Raw genomic sequence first — 17,807 nt, 5'->3', positions numbered from 1 at the left:
GGCAGCCATGGACCGGCCGGGGCCGCTGCCGTGCGGCCCTCCCCGCTTCAGCTCCCGTCCGGGGCGGCACCGCCGAGAGGCGCGGTGAGCGACAGCCGGCGCACTCCGGGAAGGTGACCGTCGAGTTCACCCGGCTCGAAACGGCACATGCCCACCGCATGCCAGAACTCGCCCGCGATGTCGCCCTCGTACTTGTAGCCGCCCGAGGGTGAGAGCGCGGCCCAGCCTCCCGGCACCCCGATCAACGTGGCCTGCAGCGATGGCTCGCCCTGCGCAGGCACGGTCCACAGCCGGACCGTGCCGTCCTCGCCGCCACTGGCGAGCAGCGAGCCGTCCGGGCTGAAGGCCGTCGAGAGAATCCGCCCCGTGTGTCCGGTCAGTTGGCCGGTCTCCTGCCCCTCGCGCGGATCCCACAGCCGGACGATCCGGTCGTCGCCGGCCGTGGCCAGCAACGGGCGGGTGGGGTGCACGGCGGCGGTCCACAGCCGGCCGGCGTGCCCGCGGAGCCGGTGCTGCGGCCGGCCGTCGGCCCAGACGATGGCGTCACCGTCCCAGGACGCGCTGACCAGCCAGGAGTCTCCGGGGCCAAATGCCACCGTGTACACCCGGTCCCGGTGCGCGTCGAGTTCGGCGGTGAGGCGGCTGTCCTGGATGTCCCAGAGGCGTACGGTGCGGTCGTCGCAGCCGGTCGCCAGCAGCGTGTCGCCGGCGCTGAACGCGATCGACCGTACCCGTCCCCGGTGCTGGGCGAGTGTCGTCACATGGGTGCCCGTGCTGCGATACCACAGGCGCACCGTGTCGTCGTCGTTCGCGGTGGCGAGCAGTTCGCCGTCACCGCTGAACGCCTCGGCCCACACATGGTCGGTCTCGGCATCGATCTCCCGCTGGTACTCACCCGTGGCGGCGTTCCACAGGTAGACGTCGCCATCGTTGCTGGAGGTGCCGAGAAGGGCTCCGCCGGCCCCGGTGGGGCTGAAGACGGCCGACACCAGGCGGCCGCTGTGGCCGCTGAGTTCCCTGAGGCGGCGGCCGGTCGCGGGTTCCCACAGCCGGACCACGCCGTCGTTGCTGCTGGCCGCCAGGTAGGAGCCGTCGGCGCTGAAGGCCAGGGTGCCGATCCGGCGGCCGTGGCCGCGCAGGATCCGCCGGCCCTGGCCACTGGCGGTGTCCCACAGCCGGACCACGCCGTCGTTGCCGGCGGTCACCAGCAGCGGGCCGGAATCGCCGCCGCTGAGTCCGCCGCGCGGCCGGAACCGGCAGGTCCACACGGATCCGCGGTGGTCGGCGGGCTGCTGGCGCAGGGGGGACACGGACCAGCCGGGGGCGTCGCCGGGGTGGTCCCGGCCGTCGGTCGCGGCTGGGGCCGCCTGGACCCGCCACAGCCGGACGGCGCCGTCGCTGTCGCCCGCCGCCAGCAGTGTGCCGTCGGTGTCGAACACCACCTGGTAGACGGCGCCGCTGCCCTGGCCGGGCTGTCCGGCCGGGGCCCCGGTCACCGGGTCCCACAGCCGTACCTGTCCGTCGGTGTCGCCGCTGGCCAGCAGCGTGCCGCTGGGGTGGAAGTCCAGGGTGTAGACGCGTCCGGTGTGGCCGGTGAAGGTGTGCCGCAGCCGCCCCGAGGCCACGTCCCACACCCGTACGGTGCCGCCCTGGTCGCCGCCCCTGTCCCCCGTCGCCAGCAAGGACCCGTCGGGGCTGAACTGCGTCCGGTTGCAGACGCCTTCGTGCCCGGGCAGTTCGGCGCACAGGCGGCCGGTGCGGGTGTCCCACAGCCGTACGCCCGCGGCCGCGTCGCCGGTGGCCAGGGTCCGCCCGTCGGGGCTGAACACCGCGGTGAAGACGGGGGCCGCATGCCCGAGCAGTTCGTGCCGCCGGGTGCCGGTGGCCACGTCCCACAGGGTGACGGTGCCCTCCGCGTCACCGGTGGCGAGCAGCGTGCCGTCCGGGTCGAGGGAGACCGGCCACACTCCGCTCGGGTGGATGTCCAGCCGGTGCAGGCAGGCACCGGAGACGGCGTCCCACAGCCGCACGGTGCCGTCCGCGCCGCCCGTGGCGAGAAGGTCCTGGCGGAACTTCACGGCGTAGACGCGGCCGACGTGGCCCTGGAGGGTGCGCAGCGCCGTGCCGGTGGCGGCGTCGCACACCAGGACCCCGCCGTCCTCGCTGCCCACGGCGAGCAGTTCACCGTCGGTGCTGTACGAGACCGGCTCGGGCAGCCGGACGGACTGCATGCCGAAGCCGTAGGGAACGCCGACCGCGGAGGGCCGGAAGCCCGCGTCGACGGGCATGCCGGGGGCGAGGGCGGCGGTGCGCAGCTCGGGGCGGCGCAGGGCTTCTTCGTCGGTGGTGGCGTCGATCAGCGCGGCCCGGTTCCAGTGGCTGCCCGCGGTCCGCACGCCGCGCAGGTCGGCGCGGATCAGCCGGGCCCGGCGCAGGTCGGCACCGCGCAGGTCGGCACCGGAGAGGTCGGCGTCGTCCAGCCGGGCGCCGACCAGGCGGGCGTCGCGCAGTACCGCTCCGGAGAGGTTGGCGCCGACCAGCTGGGTGTCGGTGAGGTCGGCGCGGGTGAGGTCGACGCCGGAGAAGTCCCGGTGGGAAAGGTCCTCGCCGGCGAGGGCGGCGCCGCGCAGGTCGGTGTGGGCGGGCACCCGGAGCCGGGCGAGGACCTTGACCGCGTTGGCGCGGGCGACCTCGTCGGCCTGCCCGCGCCGCCGCCCCTCCCCTTCGCCGTCCTCGTCCGGGCCGTCCAGGACCCGCTCGGCCCACTCCTGGCAGGTGCGGTGGTCGGCGAGGTCGCAGAGGAATTCGACGGTGAGCTGGCTGAGCGGGCGGCGTGCCAGCAGTTCGTACTCGCCGCGGACGAGCCGGGTCGCGGCCTCGCGGGCCACCAGCCACTCCACGATGGAGCTGTGGATGAACTGGAACAGCCCCTCGTCGCTGCGCACCAGCAGGCTGCCGGAGCCGATCGCGTGGGCGGCCTCCCGCGCGGAGAGCCTGATGTCCGCCAAACCCGTCAGCGTCCCGGCGACATCGGTGAGTTCGTCGAGACTCAGGGTGCTCTGGCCGCTGGACCACAGCCGCAGCGCGAGGGTGGTCACCGCGTCCCACCGCTGGTCGAGGTTCATCCCCGGGGCCGCCCCGACGCCGCCCTGGCCGCGCCGCTCCTCGAACTGCAGCCAGGAGGTGAGCACTTCTTCGTAGAGTCCGGCGGCGCTGAGGGCGCGCCCGGCCCCGGCGACGGCGCGCAGCCGGTCGTGGTCGAGGTCGGCGACAAAGCTGAGCAGCCGCGGGTTGCGGCACAGCGCGAGCAGGTCGGGGATGCCTTCGAGGAGCCGCACCCGGCGGTCGGCGGCCTGTTCGTCGCCGTAGCGGTTGGCCAGGTAGGTGCGGATCTGCTGGGGCGTGAACTCCTGGAGGGCGAGGACGCGGCGCTGCGGGAGCAGTCCGACGCGCTCGCCGAGGGCGGTGAGCACCTGCGACTGGGATTTGAAGTGCTGGTTGCGGCTGCTGACGACGACCTTGGCGTGGTCCACGACGGCGTCGAGCAGGACCTGCAGCCGGTCGGTGGCCCGCTCGTAGCTGACCCGGTTCGCCAGTTCGTCGAAGCCGTCGAAGAGCAGGACGATCCGGCCCTGCTGGAACATGTAGCGGAAGGCGCGGAGGTTGACGGAGTCGACGCCGTGGTTCGCCAGGTGGGCGGCGACCAGGCCGTCCAGCGAATACGCCCGGTCGAGGGTGTTCAGCTCGATGAACAGCGGTACGAGGTGGGGCATCTCCTCGGGGATACGGCGGGCGAGCTCGCGCAGCGCGAACGTCTTGCCGTGTCCGAAGTCCCCCAGGAGCAGCAGGAACCGGCCGTGGTCGGCCTCCAGCAGCCGCAGCATGTCGTCGACGAGTCCGTCGCGCTCCTCGCCGCCGGGGCGTTCGACCTCCCGGTAGCGCTGAGGGAGGTAGAGATCGGGGCGGTAGCGGTGATCGGTGCGCAGCCGTTCGGTCTGGGCGGTGACGTAGTCGCGCAGGTCCAGCAGGCCCTGGAACTCGGTGAAGCTGCGGATGCGGACGCCCCGGCGGCGGGCCCGCTCGCGCAGTTCGCGGGCCGGGGCGGGCCCGTCGTGGACGAGTTCGGCGTCGGGTTCGGTGTCGGAGGCGTGGACGTGGTCGAGGAAGGCGTCGGTGTCCTCGGTGGAGGGGGTGCCGTGGCAGACCCCCACCCGCTGCTGCCGGACGAAGCCGGATTCGTTCCAGGTGACCAGGAGTTGCGGCGGGCTGCCGGCGATGCGGCGCAGCTGGGCGCCGTCGTGGCGGGTGCGGCAGACCTCGGCGACCCGGGCCACGAGTTCGTCGAGCGGGTCGTCGAGGGTGCGGGCTTCCCGTCCGGGTTCGTGTTCCGGCACGGCGGGCCCGGCGCTCTCCGGCGTGCCGTCCCCGGGTGTGCCGCTCTCGCCGGGCTGCGGGCGCGGCGGTCCGAAGACGCGCTGGGCCCGCCGCCAGCCGGTGGCGAAGTGCTCGGGCTCCGCGTCGGGCCGCTCCCGCCAGCGGGTGAGGCCGTCGCGGGTGATCCGCAGCAGTTGGTGCCGGGCGGGTGCGGTGGCGCCGTAGACGGGCAGTTCGCCCGTGGTGAGGGGCAGGGACGGTGTGGCGGGGGGCGCCGCGGAGGCCGAGCGCCGGTCTCCGGTGGGGCCGTGCAGCAGGAGGTGGAGCCGGGGTGCGGTGAGGCGGGCGAGGTCGGCGGTGTCCCGGAGCGGTCCGGGACCGTGCGCGGAGCCGGGGCGGCCGGCCTCGGTGACCGGGTGCCGCAGGGCGCCGAGCCGCAGCCAGCCTTCCTGCTCGTACGGGCGCAGGGCCTGGGCGAACCAGGCGGCCTGCTCGGGGCCGAGCCAGCCGTATTGGTCGTCGGGCCGGTGGCTGTACGCCATGGAGGAGTTGAGGCCCGCAATGACCGTGCGCAGTTCCGGAACGGGGAACAGGCTCCAGGGCTGGTCGCTGTCGAAGACGACGTCGAGGCCCTGGTAGAGCTCGTGGAACAGCCGGGCGTAGTGCCGCCATTTGGGCCAGTACGGCGGCCTGGGCTGCATCTCGTCGGCTTCGCAGGTGTGGAAGTAGGCGCGGCAGGCGGCCTGGCTGACGTCCTGGCCGCCGGGCACCACGGCGAGGCGGTGGGGTTCGAGACCGAGCAGGGAGCGCAGGCCGGTGAGGAAGCTGAGTGCCTGGTCGGTCTCGCGGGGGCTGCCCGAGGCGGTGAGGTCGCCGGTGACGACGAGGAGGTCGGGGGCGGGGGCGCCGGCGTCGGTGAGCTCGACGAGGTCGCCCCAGATGGCGGCCTGGAGTTCGGCCGGGTCCTGGCCGCGGCCGAAGGCGGGCCCTGCCAGGTGCAGCACGGTGACGGCCTCCCGGGCGTGCTGCGCTCCGGGCTCCTGGGGGTACTGCGGCGGGACGGCCGGGCGGCGGCGCCCGGCCCAGCCGGGGCGGCCGAGCGGCCTGCCGTCCCCGGACTGCGGTCGCGGGATCCCGGCCGGGGTGGCGGGTCCGGTGGCCGGCCCGCCGGGGTAGCCGGGCCGGCTGGTGGGCCGGGCCCGCCCGTCGAGGGCCTGGCCCACGCGGGTGAGCAGCATCTCGCGGGCGGCGGCGGTGTCGGTGACGCCGACCAGGTCGACGTAGGTGATGGTGGCGAGCAGGCCCTCGACGGGGATGTCCTCGACCCGGACGGTGAGCAGTCGCCGTTCCGGGGCATCGGGGTCGGCGCGCAGCGCGGCCTGCCACTCCATGCGCCCGTAGCGGGAGCGTTCGTAATTGCTGGAGAGCACCGCGATGACGGCGGCGGATTCGCTGACGCCGCGGTCCATGAAGTCGACGAAGTTGGTGCCGGGGACGAAGTCCCAGGCTTGGACGACCGTCCGGTAGCCCGCCTCCTCCAGCGTCCAGGCGATCCACGAGGCCCATCGCTCGTCGGCCGGTGAGTAGCTGATGAAGAAGTCCAACGGGCCGGTTTCCGGCCGGGTTTCGGGTTCTCCGAATTCCTGACGAGCCACCATGCCCGCCATCCTATGATCCATCGTCAACCGGCTGTACAGCGTTTACTCTTTTCCGTGTGCGCGCCATACAACGCCTGCATCCACTGGACTGGTTGGCCGGGGGACTGCTCGCCTGCGGTCTGCTGTTCACGGCGACGGGGCTGCTTCCCACGGAGTCGGCCGGCCAGGCGATGCTCCGGATCGGTCCCCTGCTCGCGTTCCTCGGCACGGTCATCGTGCTCGCCGAACTCACCAGCGAGGCGGAGGTGTTCGACGTCGTCGCCTCGGGCGTGGCCCGTGCCGGGCGGGGCGGCTACGGACGGCTGTTCGTGCTGTGCGTGGCGTTCGCCTCGGTCACCACGATGACCCTCAACCTCGACACCACCGCGGTACTGCTGACCCCGGTGATGCTGGCACTCGCCTCCCGGGTGGGGATTGCCACGGTGCCGCTGGCGATGACGACGGTGTGGCTGGCCAACACCGCCAGTCTGCTGCTGCCGGTGTCCAACCTGACGAACCTGCTGGCCGCGAACCGTGTGGCGCTGCGCCCCACGGAGATGGCCGCCACGATGTGGGCGCCCCAACTGGCCGCCATCGCCGTGACGATGGGCTGTCTGTGGCTGTTCTTCTGGCGCCGCGGGCGGCGCGGGGCGGAGGTCTACACTCCCCCGGCCCCGCACCGCCCCGGGGATCCGGTGCTGTTCCGGGTCTGCGCCGTGGCCTGTGCGGGGTTCCTGCTGGCCATGCTGGTCGCCGATGTGCCGCTGTGGTCGGCGTCCGCGGTGGCGGCGGTGGTCGTGGTGGTGGCATTCGCCGTCCGCCGCCCCGCCCGCCTGCGGCTGTCGCTGGTGCCGTGGCGGCTGCTGGTCATGGTGCCGGGGCTGTTTCTGGTGGTGGAGACGGTCAACGTCAACGGGCTGCACGACTTCCTGACCTCGGCGGTGGGAGCGGACGGGGGCGCCCTCGGTATGTTCCGTGCCTCCGCCGTCGGCGCCGGCCTCTCGAACGTCCTCAACAACCTGCCCGTCTACCTGGCGGGCGAGTCGGCCGTACCCCTCGCCAACCACCAGCAACTGCTGGCACTGCTCATCGGCACCAACGTGGGCCCGGTGGTGACTCCGTGGGCGTCGCTGGCCACACTTTTGTGGTTCGAACGCTGCCAGGCGCAGGGCGTACGGGTGCCGCTCCGGAGCTTCATGGCGACGGGGGCGGTCCTCGCGGCAGGTGCGGTACTGGCGTCCACGGCGGCCCTCGTGGCAATGAGGTGAGCGGACGCAGCGCGCGCTGCGTGACAGGCGGAGCCCGCACTTCACGCCGGGCCGGGGGTGTTACGCCCCCTGGCGCACGCGGTCGACCGCCCCGCTGCGGCTGACGAGATCGAGCAGGTACGGCATGTCCTCCGGCCGGCCGGCGACAAAGCTGCGATCGGTGTCGGGCCCGGCGACGGACCCCCGGAACGCGCCGCCGTCCAGGGACCGGATCTCCACTCCCGCCTCGGCCGCGAGCAGCGCACCGGCGGGAAAGTCGATGGCCTCGGCCCGGTAGCCGATGAATCCGTCGATGGCGCCACGGGCCAGCATCGACCAGGTCAGCAGCGGTGCCCACAGTTGCAGCAGGCGGCGGGAGCGCACCTCCAGGGCCGACTTGAGGGAGCGCGCGGCCGGATCGTCGCGGGCGACGGCGTGCCCCTGGGTCCAGGCGAGCAGCGGCCCGGAGGCTGCGAGCGGGCCGGTGGGGCCGGTCATCCGCCCGTGCGGGCCGTACGCCCCGCAGCCGGTCAGGGCCGACCAGGTCCGGTCGGTGACCGGGTCGTGGATGGCGCCGACCACCGGCTGGTCGTCCACGCACAGGGCGATGCCGACGACGTAGGCGGGCAGGCCGATGACGACGTTGTTGCTCCCGTCGAGCGGGTCGACCAGCCACATCCGGCGCGGAGACGGCGCCGGCCCCCCGCCGTCTCCGTCCAGGATCCCCGACTCCTCGGCAAGGATCCGGTCGTGCGGGAACCGCTCACGGATGCGCTGCACGACGAGCCGTTCGGCCAGCAGATCCAGGTCGGTGACCACATCGCCCCGCTCGCCCTTCGGCTGAATGCCGTAGTCGTCCTGGAAGTGCGAGCGCACCAGCGCGCCGGCCTCCCGCGCGGTCGCGACCGCCAGCTGCTGCTCGGCCGCGAACTGCGCCGTCGCGAAGGCCTCCGGTACCCATGACCCCGCACTGAGCGGATCTGGAGCGTCCTGCGGGCCGTCGGGGTCATTGCGGGTGATGCCCATGGATCCTCCTGAGGGCGGACCGCGCCGTCCGGGCGGTCTGCGCGGCGTCGCATGTCTGTCGTACCACCCGGTGTGCCGTGCCCTCCACCGCTCCCAGGGACAGGTCGCTCTGCCGGGGAAGCCAGCGGCCGAGCACGAGGGTGGCCGCGTGGCTCCCGCTCGGGACGACGGTGCTGTGGAACGCCCCGGCCGGCAGCCGGTAGACCTGCCCGCGGGCGCTGGTCTGCTCGGGGCCGGGCTCGCAGCGGACCAGACGTGAAGTCGGCCGGATCTCGTCCACCCCGGACGGGCTGCTGTGCACCTGGAAGACGCGGTGGGTGGGCTGTACGGGGTCCTGGCGCACCCAGGTTTGCAGGTTCCCGACCTCGCCGTAGAGCACGAAGCTGGTCAACTCCCAGCTGTGGCAGTGCACGGGAGAGGTGGTGAGCCGGGTGGGTTCGCTCGCGCCGGGATCGAAGACGTGCACACAGATGCCCTGGTCCCCGTCGCGCAGCACCGGCAGGCAGAAGAAGCCGAGGGGGTGGTGTACGGCGCGCAGCTCACGCCGCCCGGAGGTGACATCCTCCAGCGCGGCGGCGGCCGCGCCGAAGAGCGTGCCGGTCTCTTCGCCCCGCCCCATGGTCCGTTCGAGCATGCGGTAGTCCATGGGGCCTCGGCTTTTGCGGCTCACCTGGCCTCCCGGAGGGTGCTGCGGTCCGCGGGCCGTTGGGGAGTGTGCCCGCCCGGTAAAAGCGGGGAAAGCCGCGGGGACGTTGCTGTGGAGCTGGTATCGGTCGGCAAGGGCCCTCCCTTCCGCGGTCGGCCATGAGGCAGGAGATCCTGAAGGAGGTCAACTCCGGTACGGGTTCTCCGCGTGCAGCGCCTTCTCGATGATCTCGCCGACCTCCATGTCGGTGACGGTGGAGGGGAGCGCGAGGTCCAGCCTCCCGAAGAGCTGGCGCGCCTCGTCCACCGTGGGCTCGTCGCTGAGTGGCGCCGCCCGGTGCAGATCGAGGGCGACCGCCTGTTCCCGGGCCTGGTGCAGCTCGGTGAGGTAGTAGTCGTACAGCGGACGCCCCCGGTCCACCAGGAGGTTGACCCGGCGCAGGTCGTCCTGCGTGATGATCAGGCACGAGTCGGTCAGGTCGAAGCGGAGGGTCGGCACCACGGAGGACAGGTGGACGTCGATCTCCAGGACGTCCAGCCGCTGCTTGTGCCAGCAGGCGGCCAGTACGGTGGCGTAGGACTCCTGGCGGGTGCGCTCGGCGCTCCAGGTCCGCCGCTGCCCGGTGTCCGCCTGCCCGGCGTCGAACGTGCGCCGGAAGCGGGCGTACGCCTCACAGGCCTGGGCGTCCGACGGGTTGACGATGTCGATCTTCATCGTGAGGGAACGGCGCTGCTCCTGCGCCTTGCGTACGCACTCGGGGAGCGTGACGGCCCGCAGATACGTACCGGTGCCCCCCTTGAACACCCAGCGGTCGGTGTTCTGACGGGCCTCGTCCAGAGCGCGCCGGACCTCGGTTCCGGACAGCGACCGCACCATGGCGAGGTCTTCCAGCGCCTTCTGCGTACCGGTCGTCGCCTCCCGGATGTCGGCGACCCGGCGCCGCCGCTCGGTGAGCGACCCGAAGACCAGCGCGGCCAGCACCAGCAGGGTCGCACCGGAGGTGACGTTGTCCGAGACCGCGTCGCTGAAGATGTCCATCAGGCCGACGACCATGGCACCGGAAATGGCCACGACCCCGTCGAAGTGCCTGATGATCCAGGCCACAGCGGCCTCGATCCGATGGGCCGAAGACCGTCCTGGCATCTGTCCTGACGGTGTGGTTCTGCGCGCCACGTGGTCCAACTCCTCCCCCGGGTAAGGCAATCGTAGGAGGTGAACCGTACGGCCCGCCAGCGATTGTGATCACTGAGGGGGGCTTCTGCGCCACGGGCGGAGGCGACAAGGGCCGGAGGCCGGGCCGGGCCCGCGGCATTCCCGGGAACCGTGTACACCTGCGGCCCACACCGCATACGACGACGCGGTCCCCTCCGGGGCATGCCCCGGAGGGGACGGGCTTCAGCGGGACTCGTTGAGCACCATGGCCGAACCGCCGCCACGGCGCTGGGGTTCGGCCACCGCCGTGACCTTGCCCTGCGGCAGGAATTCCAGGGCGGCCACCGCCCCGATCTCCGGTGACGGAGTGAAGGCCTTCGGAGCAAGGACGAAATGGTGGCCCATGGCTTCCAGCTTTTTGCGTTCGGGCGAGGCGAGGAAGGCCGGTTCGGCTTCTGTCGCCGTCTGGTTCCGCTGCGACAGCCGCGGTGCGGCGACCGCCGCCGGCAGCGACATACCGAGGTCGAGACGGTTGACCAGGGTCTGCAGCACCGTGGTGATGATCGTGGCGCCGCCCGGTGAACCGACAGCGATCATCGGCTTGCCGTCCCGCAGAACGATCGTCGGCGACATGCTGCTGCGCGGCCGCTTGCCGGGGCCCGGCAGGTTCGGGTCCGGCGTCCCCTTGGTGAGCGGAGCGAAGTCGAAGTCGGTCAGCTCGTTGTTGAGGAGGAACCCGCGTCCGGGCACGGTGATGGCCGAGCCACCGGTCTGCTCGATCGTCAGGGTGTAGGAGACGACATTGCCCCAGCGGTCCGAGGTGACCAGATGCGTGGTCGAAGGCCCCTCGTGCGGTTGCTTGTTGCCGGTCTTCCGGTCACAGCCCGCATCCGGATGGCGTGGGTCGGCGGGAGCCAGCGGGCTGGTCAGCGCCTTGTCGGAACGGATCTGACAGGCCCGTGCCTTGCCGAACTCCTTGGAGAGCAGCTGCCGGGTGGGCACGTCCGAGAACGCCGGGTCGCCCACCCAGCGGTTGCGATCGGCGAAGGAGATCCGGCTGGCCTCCAGGTAGTGGTGAAGGGCCTGGACCTTGTCGGCCTTGGAGAGGTGGAAGTTGCCCAGGATGTTCAGCGCCTCCCCCACCGTGGTGCCACCGGCCGAGGACGGCCCCATGGAGTAGACGTCCAGACCGTGGTAGCCGGTCCGGGTCGGTTCCCTGTGTTTGGCGGTGTAGTCGGCGAGGTCGGCCGTCTGCATCAGGCCGGGACGGGACTTGTGCCGGGCGCCGGGGGCCATCGGCGGCTTCTGGACGGTCCGCACCACATCACGCCCCACCTCTCCGTGGTAGAGCGCGTCGACGCCCTTACCGGCGAGCAGGCGATAGGTGCGGGCGAGATCGGGGTTGCGGAAGCGTGAGCCGACCACCGGGAGTTTGCCCTGGGGCAGGAACAGGTCGGCGGTGGACTTGATATCGCGGAACCGCTTCTCGTTCATGGCCGTCTGGGCCCGGAACTCGTCGTTGACCACGAAGCCGTCGTCAGCGATCCGGGTGGCCGGACGCAGGGCCTCCGCCAGGGAGACCGTGCCCCAGTCCTCGAGCGCCTTCTGCCATGTCGCCGGGGTACCCGGGACACCGACCGACAGGCCGGAGTTGATGGCGTCCTCGGTGGGGAGCGGCTTGCCCGTCGAACGGTCGAGGAAGGAGTCCGCGCGCATGCTGCGCGGAGCGGTCTCCCGGCCGTCGAGGGTGTGCACCTTCTTGGCCTTGGCGTCGTAGTAGACCATGTAGCCGCCCCCGCCCACCCCTGCCGAGTAGGGCTCGACCACGCCGAGCGCGGACGCGGTGGCCACCGCCGCATCCACCGCGTTGCCCCCCTTGCGCAGCACCTCGAGCCCGGCCCGGGAGGCGTACGGGTTGACGCTGGAGACGGCGCCACCGCTGCCGGTGGCCACGGCTTTCTTCGCGGGCGGCCGCTCCTTGGCGTCGGCGGCCGACGGGGCGGCGCCGACCTGGCACGCGGTGGCCAGCAGGGAGAGACTGAGCGCAGCCGCTGATGCGGCGGCGACAGCGGTACGACGGACAGCCATACGGCCTCCACGACTTCACTGTGGTGCTTGCGAGGGATTCCCGAACCCTGGCATTGCTCGGGCAGCGGAGCAACGCCGCGTGACAAGGTTTGCGCGAGATCTGAGGTTTCCCTCCGGTAACCCGTCCGGAGGTCCGAGGTGCCGAACAGCGGTCGGACCGTCCGCGGTGGTGGAAGCACCAGTCCCCGGCTGGACGGGGGAGGCCAGCCGGGGACTACAGGGCGTGTGCCCCGCGCGTCGGAGCCAAAACGTGCGGGCCCGCCCGATGTGCGCACCCGCACGGTCCATGGGTGCGCGCCGGCTCCGGAGACCAGGCTCCGCACCCGCTCGGCACGAGCCGGTCAGGTGGCACGCCACCGCGTTCGGCGCAGGCCGGTCAGGTGACGCGCCAACCATGCACCGCGAGCCGGTCAGGTGGCACGCCACCCCGACCAGCGGCTCACCACGATCTCCACCACGGGCCCTTCCGGCGGGCGGCCGGCGTACTGCTGCCGGTACTTCCGCACCAGCAGGTCTACGTATCCCGCCGACACCGCCGATTCGCCGGCCGGCGGCAGCACCACCGCAGCGCCGTCCGCCCGCGCCCACCACAAACGGTCCCAGTCCTCGTCATAACCGTCGACGAGGAGACACACCTCGGGACGGGCACGGATATGAGCCAGCCGCTTCAACCGGACCGTCCGCTTCGGCTTGTGGTCCACGGCGAAGACCACGGTGTCCCCGGTGACGGCGAAGACCGCGGGGACCAGGTGCGGGCGGCCGGAGGCGCCGACGGTCGCGAGCCGGCCGATCCGGGCCCGGTTGAAGTACTCCCGGGCCTGGTCATTCGTCATCCTCGGCACCGCGGGTCCCCCGTGCTCACCGGAAGCGCTGCGCGACGTCGGCGAGCTCGTCCAGGAAGGCCAGCGTCTCCGCCTCCGGCATCGTGGGGAGGTACAACAGCAGCCGCTCCACATCGAGCTGGAGGTACTTCTCGATGATCTCCGGATCCTTCGCCACCGCGTAGACGGTCACCGGCACGTCCCGCCCCGCGATGCTCCGCATACGGTCGATCTTCGGTCCGAGCTCCTGGGGCGGCAGACTGTTGGCCAGCCAGGCGTCACCCAAGGAAGCCACCCGCTCGAAGGCGGCCTCCCCGCCGCCCACGTACAGGGGAGGGTGTGGTCGCTGCACCGGCTTCGGCCAGGAGTAGACGGGGCCGAAGTCGACGAACTCCCCGTGGAACTCGGCCTTGTCCTTCGTCCACAGCTCGCGCATGGCCCGCAGCCGCTCGTCGACGAGGCGGCCCCGGGTGCGCGGGTTCGTCCCGTGGTTCTCCATCTCCTCCCTGTTCCAGCCGGCACCGACCCCGAAGACGGCCCGCCCACCGGAGACGAGGTCCAAGGAGGCCACCTCCTTGGCCGTGATGATCGGGTCCCGCTGTACCACCAGCGCGATGCCGGTGCCCAGCAGGATCCGCTCGGTCACCGAGGCGGCCGCGGCGAGCGCGACGAACGGGTCAAGGGTGCGGTAGTAGATGTCCGGCAGCTCACCGCCGCCCGGGTAGGGCGAGCGCCGCTCCACCGGGATGTGGGTGTGCTCGGCGATGAGCAAGGAGTCAAATCCTCGTTGCTCGACCGCGCGCCCGAGCGGGGCGGGCGCAATGCCCTGGTCGGTGATCAACGTCGCCACGCCGAACTTCACAACAGCTCCCTCGGGTTCCAGGGTCTCGGACGTGCGGGTTCGCGAGCGCGCGAACGCGCAAGCCGCAAGCCGCGAGCCCGCGGCCCTTAGCAGGTACCCCAATCGCCTCCGGCCCAACAACTCGTACAGCCGGAAGGGCGAAGCCTCGGCACGGGTGGTCGCAGGCCCCGGCGCAGACCCCTGCCCATGGGATAAAATGAAGGTTAAATTCGAGGGTAAATGATGCTAGCATCCGAACGTGGAGGTGCAGCATGCCCAGCGAGGAAGAGCTGTTCGCGGCGGTTGACGCACTGCTGGAGGGCGAGCCGCAGTTGCCGTCACCGGCCGAGCGGGCCCGGCTCCGGGAGGCGGCCGGTGTCACGCAGACCCGTCTCGCCCAGGTGCTGCGCACGACGCCGCAGACGGTGAAGAACTGGGAGCACGGCCGCAGCGAGCCCCGGCCGCCCCGACTGCAGGCGTATCTGCGACTGCTGGACGGCTGGGCCACTCAGCATCCGGCACCCGCGTCGGAACAGCCGGTCGCGCCCGCCCCGGCCCCCACCGCTGCACCCCCCGTCCCCGCCCCCGTCCCCGCACCCGAGGCGGCACTCGCCCACGGGCCGTCGGCATCGAGGCGCCCGGCCACGAAGGAGACGGGGTCGAGGAGGACCGCAGCGAGGCAGACCGGCGCGAAGCAATCCGCAGCGAAGAAAACGGCCCCGGCCGAGGCCGACGACCCGCGCTTCGCCCACGGCCCGCTCGCCGTGCTGGACGGTGACGGATCGGCGTACTGCGTCGGGGGCCTGGTCCTGGACTGCCCGGCCAAGACCTTCCCCACGTTGGTCGAATGGGCCCTGGCAGAGGCGAAGCTCGGCGCTGCGAGGCTCCACCGCCACGGCAAGGACGCCGACCCCCTGATCGTCCTCACCGACACGGCTGCCGAACGGCTCGGACTCCCGGCCGTCCTGGAGGACCGGCGCGGGCTGCGACTCCCGGAGGACCACAAGGTCCTGCGGCAACTGGCCAAGGCCAAGTGGAAGCTGACCAAGCGTGGGTTCGGGCCCTGGGCCCGGATCTACCGGCCCGCCGAGCGCGGCAAGCGGCAGTGCGTGCAGTTCGCGATCCTGCCGTGGGGCGCCCTCGACACCCGCTCCTGGGGGGACACCGGCCGGCTGCCGCCGGCCGAAGTCGCCGCCGTCCTGGGCACGTACGCCACCCGGGTCCTCACTCCGCGCGGTTCCACGGCCGTCTGCGGCCTGGAGCTGATGAGCGCGCTGCGCCCGCCGACCCGCGCGGTCAAGGACCCGGCGAGCGGCTCCTGGGTGTCCGGGCCGAACCCCGGCGCGCTGACCGAGCCGGTCGACCCCGCGCCGCCCGAGGCCCCCGCCGAGCACCCCCTCGTCGCCTCCCGCTACCCCCGCCACCACGTACGCACCCCGGACCAGGTCATCGACGAGGAGGCATACGACTGGTTCCGCCCCCTCACCGACGAGGAGTGCACTCAGGGCTACACCCATGCGGTCGGCATCGACGTCAACATGGCCTTTGCCGCCGCCGCCAACCGGCTCGTCATCGGCACCGGCCCGGCAACCCACGTGAAGAACCCGGCGTTCGAGCCCAAGCTGCCCGGCTCCTGGCTGGTCGACCTCTCGCACATCGAGACCGACCCCCGGCTGCCCAATCCCTTCACGCCCAGGGGGACCCGGCCGGCCGGGCCTGCCTGGTACGCAACGTCGACCGTCGCCTACGCGGTGGAACTCGGCTACGGCGTGGCACCGGCAGAGGCGTACGTCCGCCACGAGCACGCCGCCTACTTCGACGCCTGGTACACCCACCTGCGCGACGCCTACATCGCCACCATGGCCGACCTCGGCGTCACCACCGGCATGCCGGACGAGGACTTCCTGGCCGCGATGGACCGTCACAAGAGCGTCGATCCGGGGCAGGCGGCCGTTCTGTCGGCCATCAAGTCGACGGTCAAGGGCGGCATCGGCAAGCTGCGGGAACGCCCGCAGGGCATCGCCTACAGATTCGGCGAGCCCTGGCCGGCCCTCTCCCGCGCCACCTGGAGCCCGCACGCCAGGGCCGAGCTGATCGGCAAGGTGCGCACCAACCAGCACCGCAAACTCATGGCATGGGCGAGGGCCGGCCTCTTCCCCGTGGCCATCCTGTCCGACTGCGCCGTCTACCTCTCCCACGGCCCCAGCCCGCTGGACTTCATGCCCCGCACCCCCGAGGGCAAGCCACTGCCCGGAGGATTCCGCCTCGGCGTCAGCCCCGGCATGGTCAAGCACGAAGGCACCCGCGACTTCTTGTGGCTCGCCCAGACGATCGAGGACGACCGGATCAACCCGGCCCGCCACATCAAGGGCGACGACGCCCCCGACACCGGAGAGTAGGGCATCCGATGGGCATCCTCGGCGACAGTCTCGACAAAGCCGCGGCGAACACCGCCACCCGCCCGATCCCGAAATCGGCCGGCGCCCAAGTACGGTTCCTGGTCAAGCAGGAGAAGGGCTCCACCATGGCCGTCGCGCAGCTGCTGCGCGTCTCCCAGCGCACGGTCGAGCGCTACCTCAAGGCGCAGATCAAACGGCCCCGCAAGGACCTAGCCGCCCGTATGGAGCGCGAGGTACGCAAACGGTGGCAGCCGCGGGTGCGCGAGAAGGCGAAGAAGGACGCGGCCCGTACCGGCGGCATCGTCATCGAAACGCGCGCCCGGTTCGGATTCGCCGCCGCGCCCGGCACCACGGACGACGGACGGATCCGCCTCATCACCCAACACCTCCCGCCCGCCTACGCGGCCCGCCTCTTCGAAGCCCAGGCGTCGGGCGCCACCGAGCAGCAGTTGCAGAACATCGCGGCCGAAGGCCTGCAGGAGATCTACTTCAAGGATCACGGCCGCCGCGCCGACGGCCTCCTGGTGAAGTTCACCGACATCGACTACGTCGAGCTGGACTTCTGACACTGCGAGAGAGAACGCCTTGTCACTAGACTCCGGCGCCATGACGACCGCCCCTCTCGTTTCACCGATCCCGGTTGCGCCCGCCGGCTTGAGCGACAGGGCCAAGAGGTTCGTCGAGGTAGACGGCATCAGCGTTCCTCGGCAGGAGATACGACGTCACCGCGACGCGTGGGCCGGGCACGGGATTCCGGCCGCGGAGATCGATCGTGCTGTGGCCTTTCAGGACCGCTGGGGCGGCCTTGCCCTCCCGCCTGCGCCCTTCTACGAGGGCGGACCACGCATCCTGGCCGCCGACTGTCCGGAGGGCTCGGCCGATGAAGGCTGGTCGTTTCCCGCGGGGAGTTGCCGGGTGTCCATGGCCTACGGATTCATGATCGGCCCCGACGGCGCGTTCGGGATCGACGCTTACCGCTGGACGCCCCTGCATGCCGGCACAGACGGATGGGTGGAGTCCTTGGCGCTCGCCGCTCATGCCGGTCGCTGGGCCAAGACCGTCGCAAGGATCAGGGGCAGGGCCGTCGAGACAGTGGACCTCGGGGGCTACGAGCCGGTGCCCGAAGTGCAGGGTTTGACCGACACCTGGTGGCGGGGCAAAGACTCGCTCATTGCCCTGTACCGAGGCGAGGCCCTGGGCCTCGACGCCCCGCAATGCCTTGAAGCTCACCTCTACGGCGGCCTCGACGAGTGGGGTCTTCACGGCGGCTGAGTCGCGAGCGCCGCTCTCCTCGGAAACCGTCCGCGTTCCGCCACTTCGGCGCATCCATCGGTCATCCGCGCAGCCGACCAGCCCGAACCGGCGGCGGGCGTTCTCCCACCGGATCAGCGTGCGGTAACCGACCCAGCCCAGACCCAGCAGGCTCGGGGCGTACGTCGATCAGCCGGACGCCGTGCCGGGTCACCGCGAGGTAGTCAGGGGTGCTGAATGAGCGTCTGTGACAAGCCGGATGCCTCGCTTGTGACAACCAGGCTGCTTCGACCGTTCCCATTCACCAGCTCAGCCGGTCCCGCTG

Annotated in this window: 11 protein-coding genes; 4 read left to right on the top strand and 7 right to left on the bottom strand. The window is 71.9% G+C overall.

Annotated features, from left to right (window positions below):
* Window positions 1-47: 47 nt before the first annotated feature.
* Complete coding sequence (locus OHS81_RS36890) at window positions 48-6,032, bottom strand: TIR domain-containing protein (RefSeq protein ID WP_328390672.1); 5,985 nt, start codon at window positions 6,030-6,032, stop codon at window positions 48-50.
* Window positions 6,033-6,088: 56 nt separating this feature from the next.
* Here OHS81_RS36890 and OHS81_RS36885 point away from each other — a divergent pair, with 56 nt between their 5' ends.
* Window positions 6,089-7,279, top strand: a complete 1,191-nt coding sequence (locus OHS81_RS36885) for an SLC13 family permease (protein ID WP_328390670.1) — start codon at window positions 6,089-6,091, stop codon at window positions 7,277-7,279.
* A 60-nt stretch (window positions 7,280-7,339) separates the two neighbouring features.
* On the opposite strand, the gene OHS81_RS36880 is transcribed toward OHS81_RS36885, so the two are convergent.
* From OHS81_RS36880 to OHS81_RS36855, 6 genes are all read right to left on the bottom strand, one after another.
* On the bottom strand, window positions 7,340-8,284 hold the full coding sequence (locus tag OHS81_RS36880) for an inositol monophosphatase family protein (protein ID WP_328390668.1): 945 nt from the start codon (window positions 8,282-8,284) through the stop codon (window positions 7,340-7,342).
* Window positions 8,265-8,918: a hypothetical protein gene (locus tag OHS81_RS36875; protein WP_328390665.1), complete on the bottom strand. Its 654-nt coding sequence runs from the start codon at window positions 8,916-8,918 to the stop codon at window positions 8,265-8,267. Before OHS81_RS36875 ends, OHS81_RS36880 begins: the two co-directional genes overlap by 20 nt.
* Before the next feature lie 195 nt (window positions 8,919-9,113).
* Window positions 9,114-10,073, bottom strand: a complete 960-nt coding sequence (locus tag OHS81_RS36870; RefSeq protein ID WP_328390663.1) for a hypothetical protein — start codon at window positions 10,071-10,073, stop codon at window positions 9,114-9,116.
* 252 nt (window positions 10,074-10,325) lie between these two features.
* Window positions 10,326-12,170 (bottom strand): gamma-glutamyltransferase, encoded by a 1,845-nt coding sequence (gene ggt / locus OHS81_RS36865; RefSeq protein ID WP_328390661.1) that lies wholly within the window; start codon window positions 12,168-12,170, stop codon window positions 10,326-10,328.
* A 410-nt stretch (window positions 12,171-12,580) separates the two neighbouring features.
* Window positions 12,581-13,003, bottom strand: a complete 423-nt coding sequence (locus tag OHS81_RS36860; RefSeq protein WP_443058821.1) for a TIGR03668 family PPOX class F420-dependent oxidoreductase — start codon at window positions 13,001-13,003, stop codon at window positions 12,581-12,583.
* Between the two features lie 25 nt (window positions 13,004-13,028).
* Complete coding sequence (locus OHS81_RS36855) at window positions 13,029-13,853, bottom strand: LLM class F420-dependent oxidoreductase (RefSeq protein ID WP_328390657.1); 825 nt, start codon at window positions 13,851-13,853, stop codon at window positions 13,029-13,031.
* Window positions 13,854-14,104: 251 nt separating this feature from the next.
* Between OHS81_RS36855 and tap the strand changes: the two genes are divergently transcribed.
* The 3 genes from tap to OHS81_RS36840 are packed head-to-tail and all read left to right on the top strand — an operon-like array spanning window position 14,105 to window position 17,503.
* Window positions 14,105-16,231, top strand: coding sequence for a telomere-associated protein Tap (gene tap, locus OHS81_RS36850; RefSeq protein ID WP_328390655.1), 2,127 nt, complete (start codon window positions 14,105-14,107; stop codon window positions 16,229-16,231).
* Window positions 16,232-16,239: 8 nt separating this feature from the next.
* The gene (gene tpg / locus OHS81_RS36845; protein ID WP_328390653.1) at window positions 16,240-16,797 is read left to right on the top strand and encodes a telomere-protecting terminal protein Tpg; all 558 of its coding nucleotides are present in this window, start codon (window positions 16,240-16,242) and stop codon (window positions 16,795-16,797) included.
* A 40-nt stretch (window positions 16,798-16,837) separates the two neighbouring features.
* The gene (locus OHS81_RS36840) at window positions 16,838-17,503 is read left to right on the top strand and encodes a hypothetical protein (protein WP_328390651.1); all 666 of its coding nucleotides are present in this window, start codon (window positions 16,838-16,840) and stop codon (window positions 17,501-17,503) included.
* Window positions 17,504-17,807: the final 304 nt, after the last annotated feature.

This window comes from Streptomyces sp. NBC_00400, assembly GCF_036048035.1.
Classification (GTDB): Bacteria; Actinomycetota; Actinomycetes; order Streptomycetales; family Streptomycetaceae; genus Streptomyces.
Note: the sequence above shows the minus strand (reverse complement) of the source record. Positions and strands in the feature narration are given on the sequence as shown.

Coding starts and splice junctions, on each gene's coding strand:
- tpg (WP_328390653.1), top strand. CDS start 16,240: ATGGGCATCCTCGGCGACAGTCTCGACAAAGCCGCGGCGAACACCGCC.
- ggt (WP_328390661.1), bottom strand. CDS start 12,170: ATGGCTGTCCGTCGTACCGCTGTCGCCGCCGCATCAGCGGCTGCGCTC.
- tap (WP_328390655.1), top strand. CDS start 14,105: ATGCCCAGCGAGGAAGAGCTGTTCGCGGCGGTTGACGCACTGCTGGAG.
- OHS81_RS36890 (WP_328390672.1), bottom strand. CDS start 6,032: ATGGTGGCTCGTCAGGAATTCGGAGAACCCGAAACCCGGCCGGAAACC.
- OHS81_RS36870 (WP_328390663.1), bottom strand. CDS start 10,073: ATGCCAGGACGGTCTTCGGCCCATCGGATCGAGGCCGCTGTGGCCTGG.
- OHS81_RS36860 (WP_443058821.1), bottom strand. CDS start 13,003: ATGACGAATGACCAGGCCCGGGAGTACTTCAACCGGGCCCGGATCGGC.
- OHS81_RS36840 (WP_328390651.1), top strand. CDS start 16,838: ATGACGACCGCCCCTCTCGTTTCACCGATCCCGGTTGCGCCCGCCGGC.
- OHS81_RS36880 (WP_328390668.1), bottom strand. CDS start 8,284: ATGGGCATCACCCGCAATGACCCCGACGGCCCGCAGGACGCTCCAGAT.
- OHS81_RS36875 (WP_328390665.1), bottom strand. CDS start 8,918: ATGCTCGAACGGACCATGGGGCGGGGCGAAGAGACCGGCACGCTCTTC.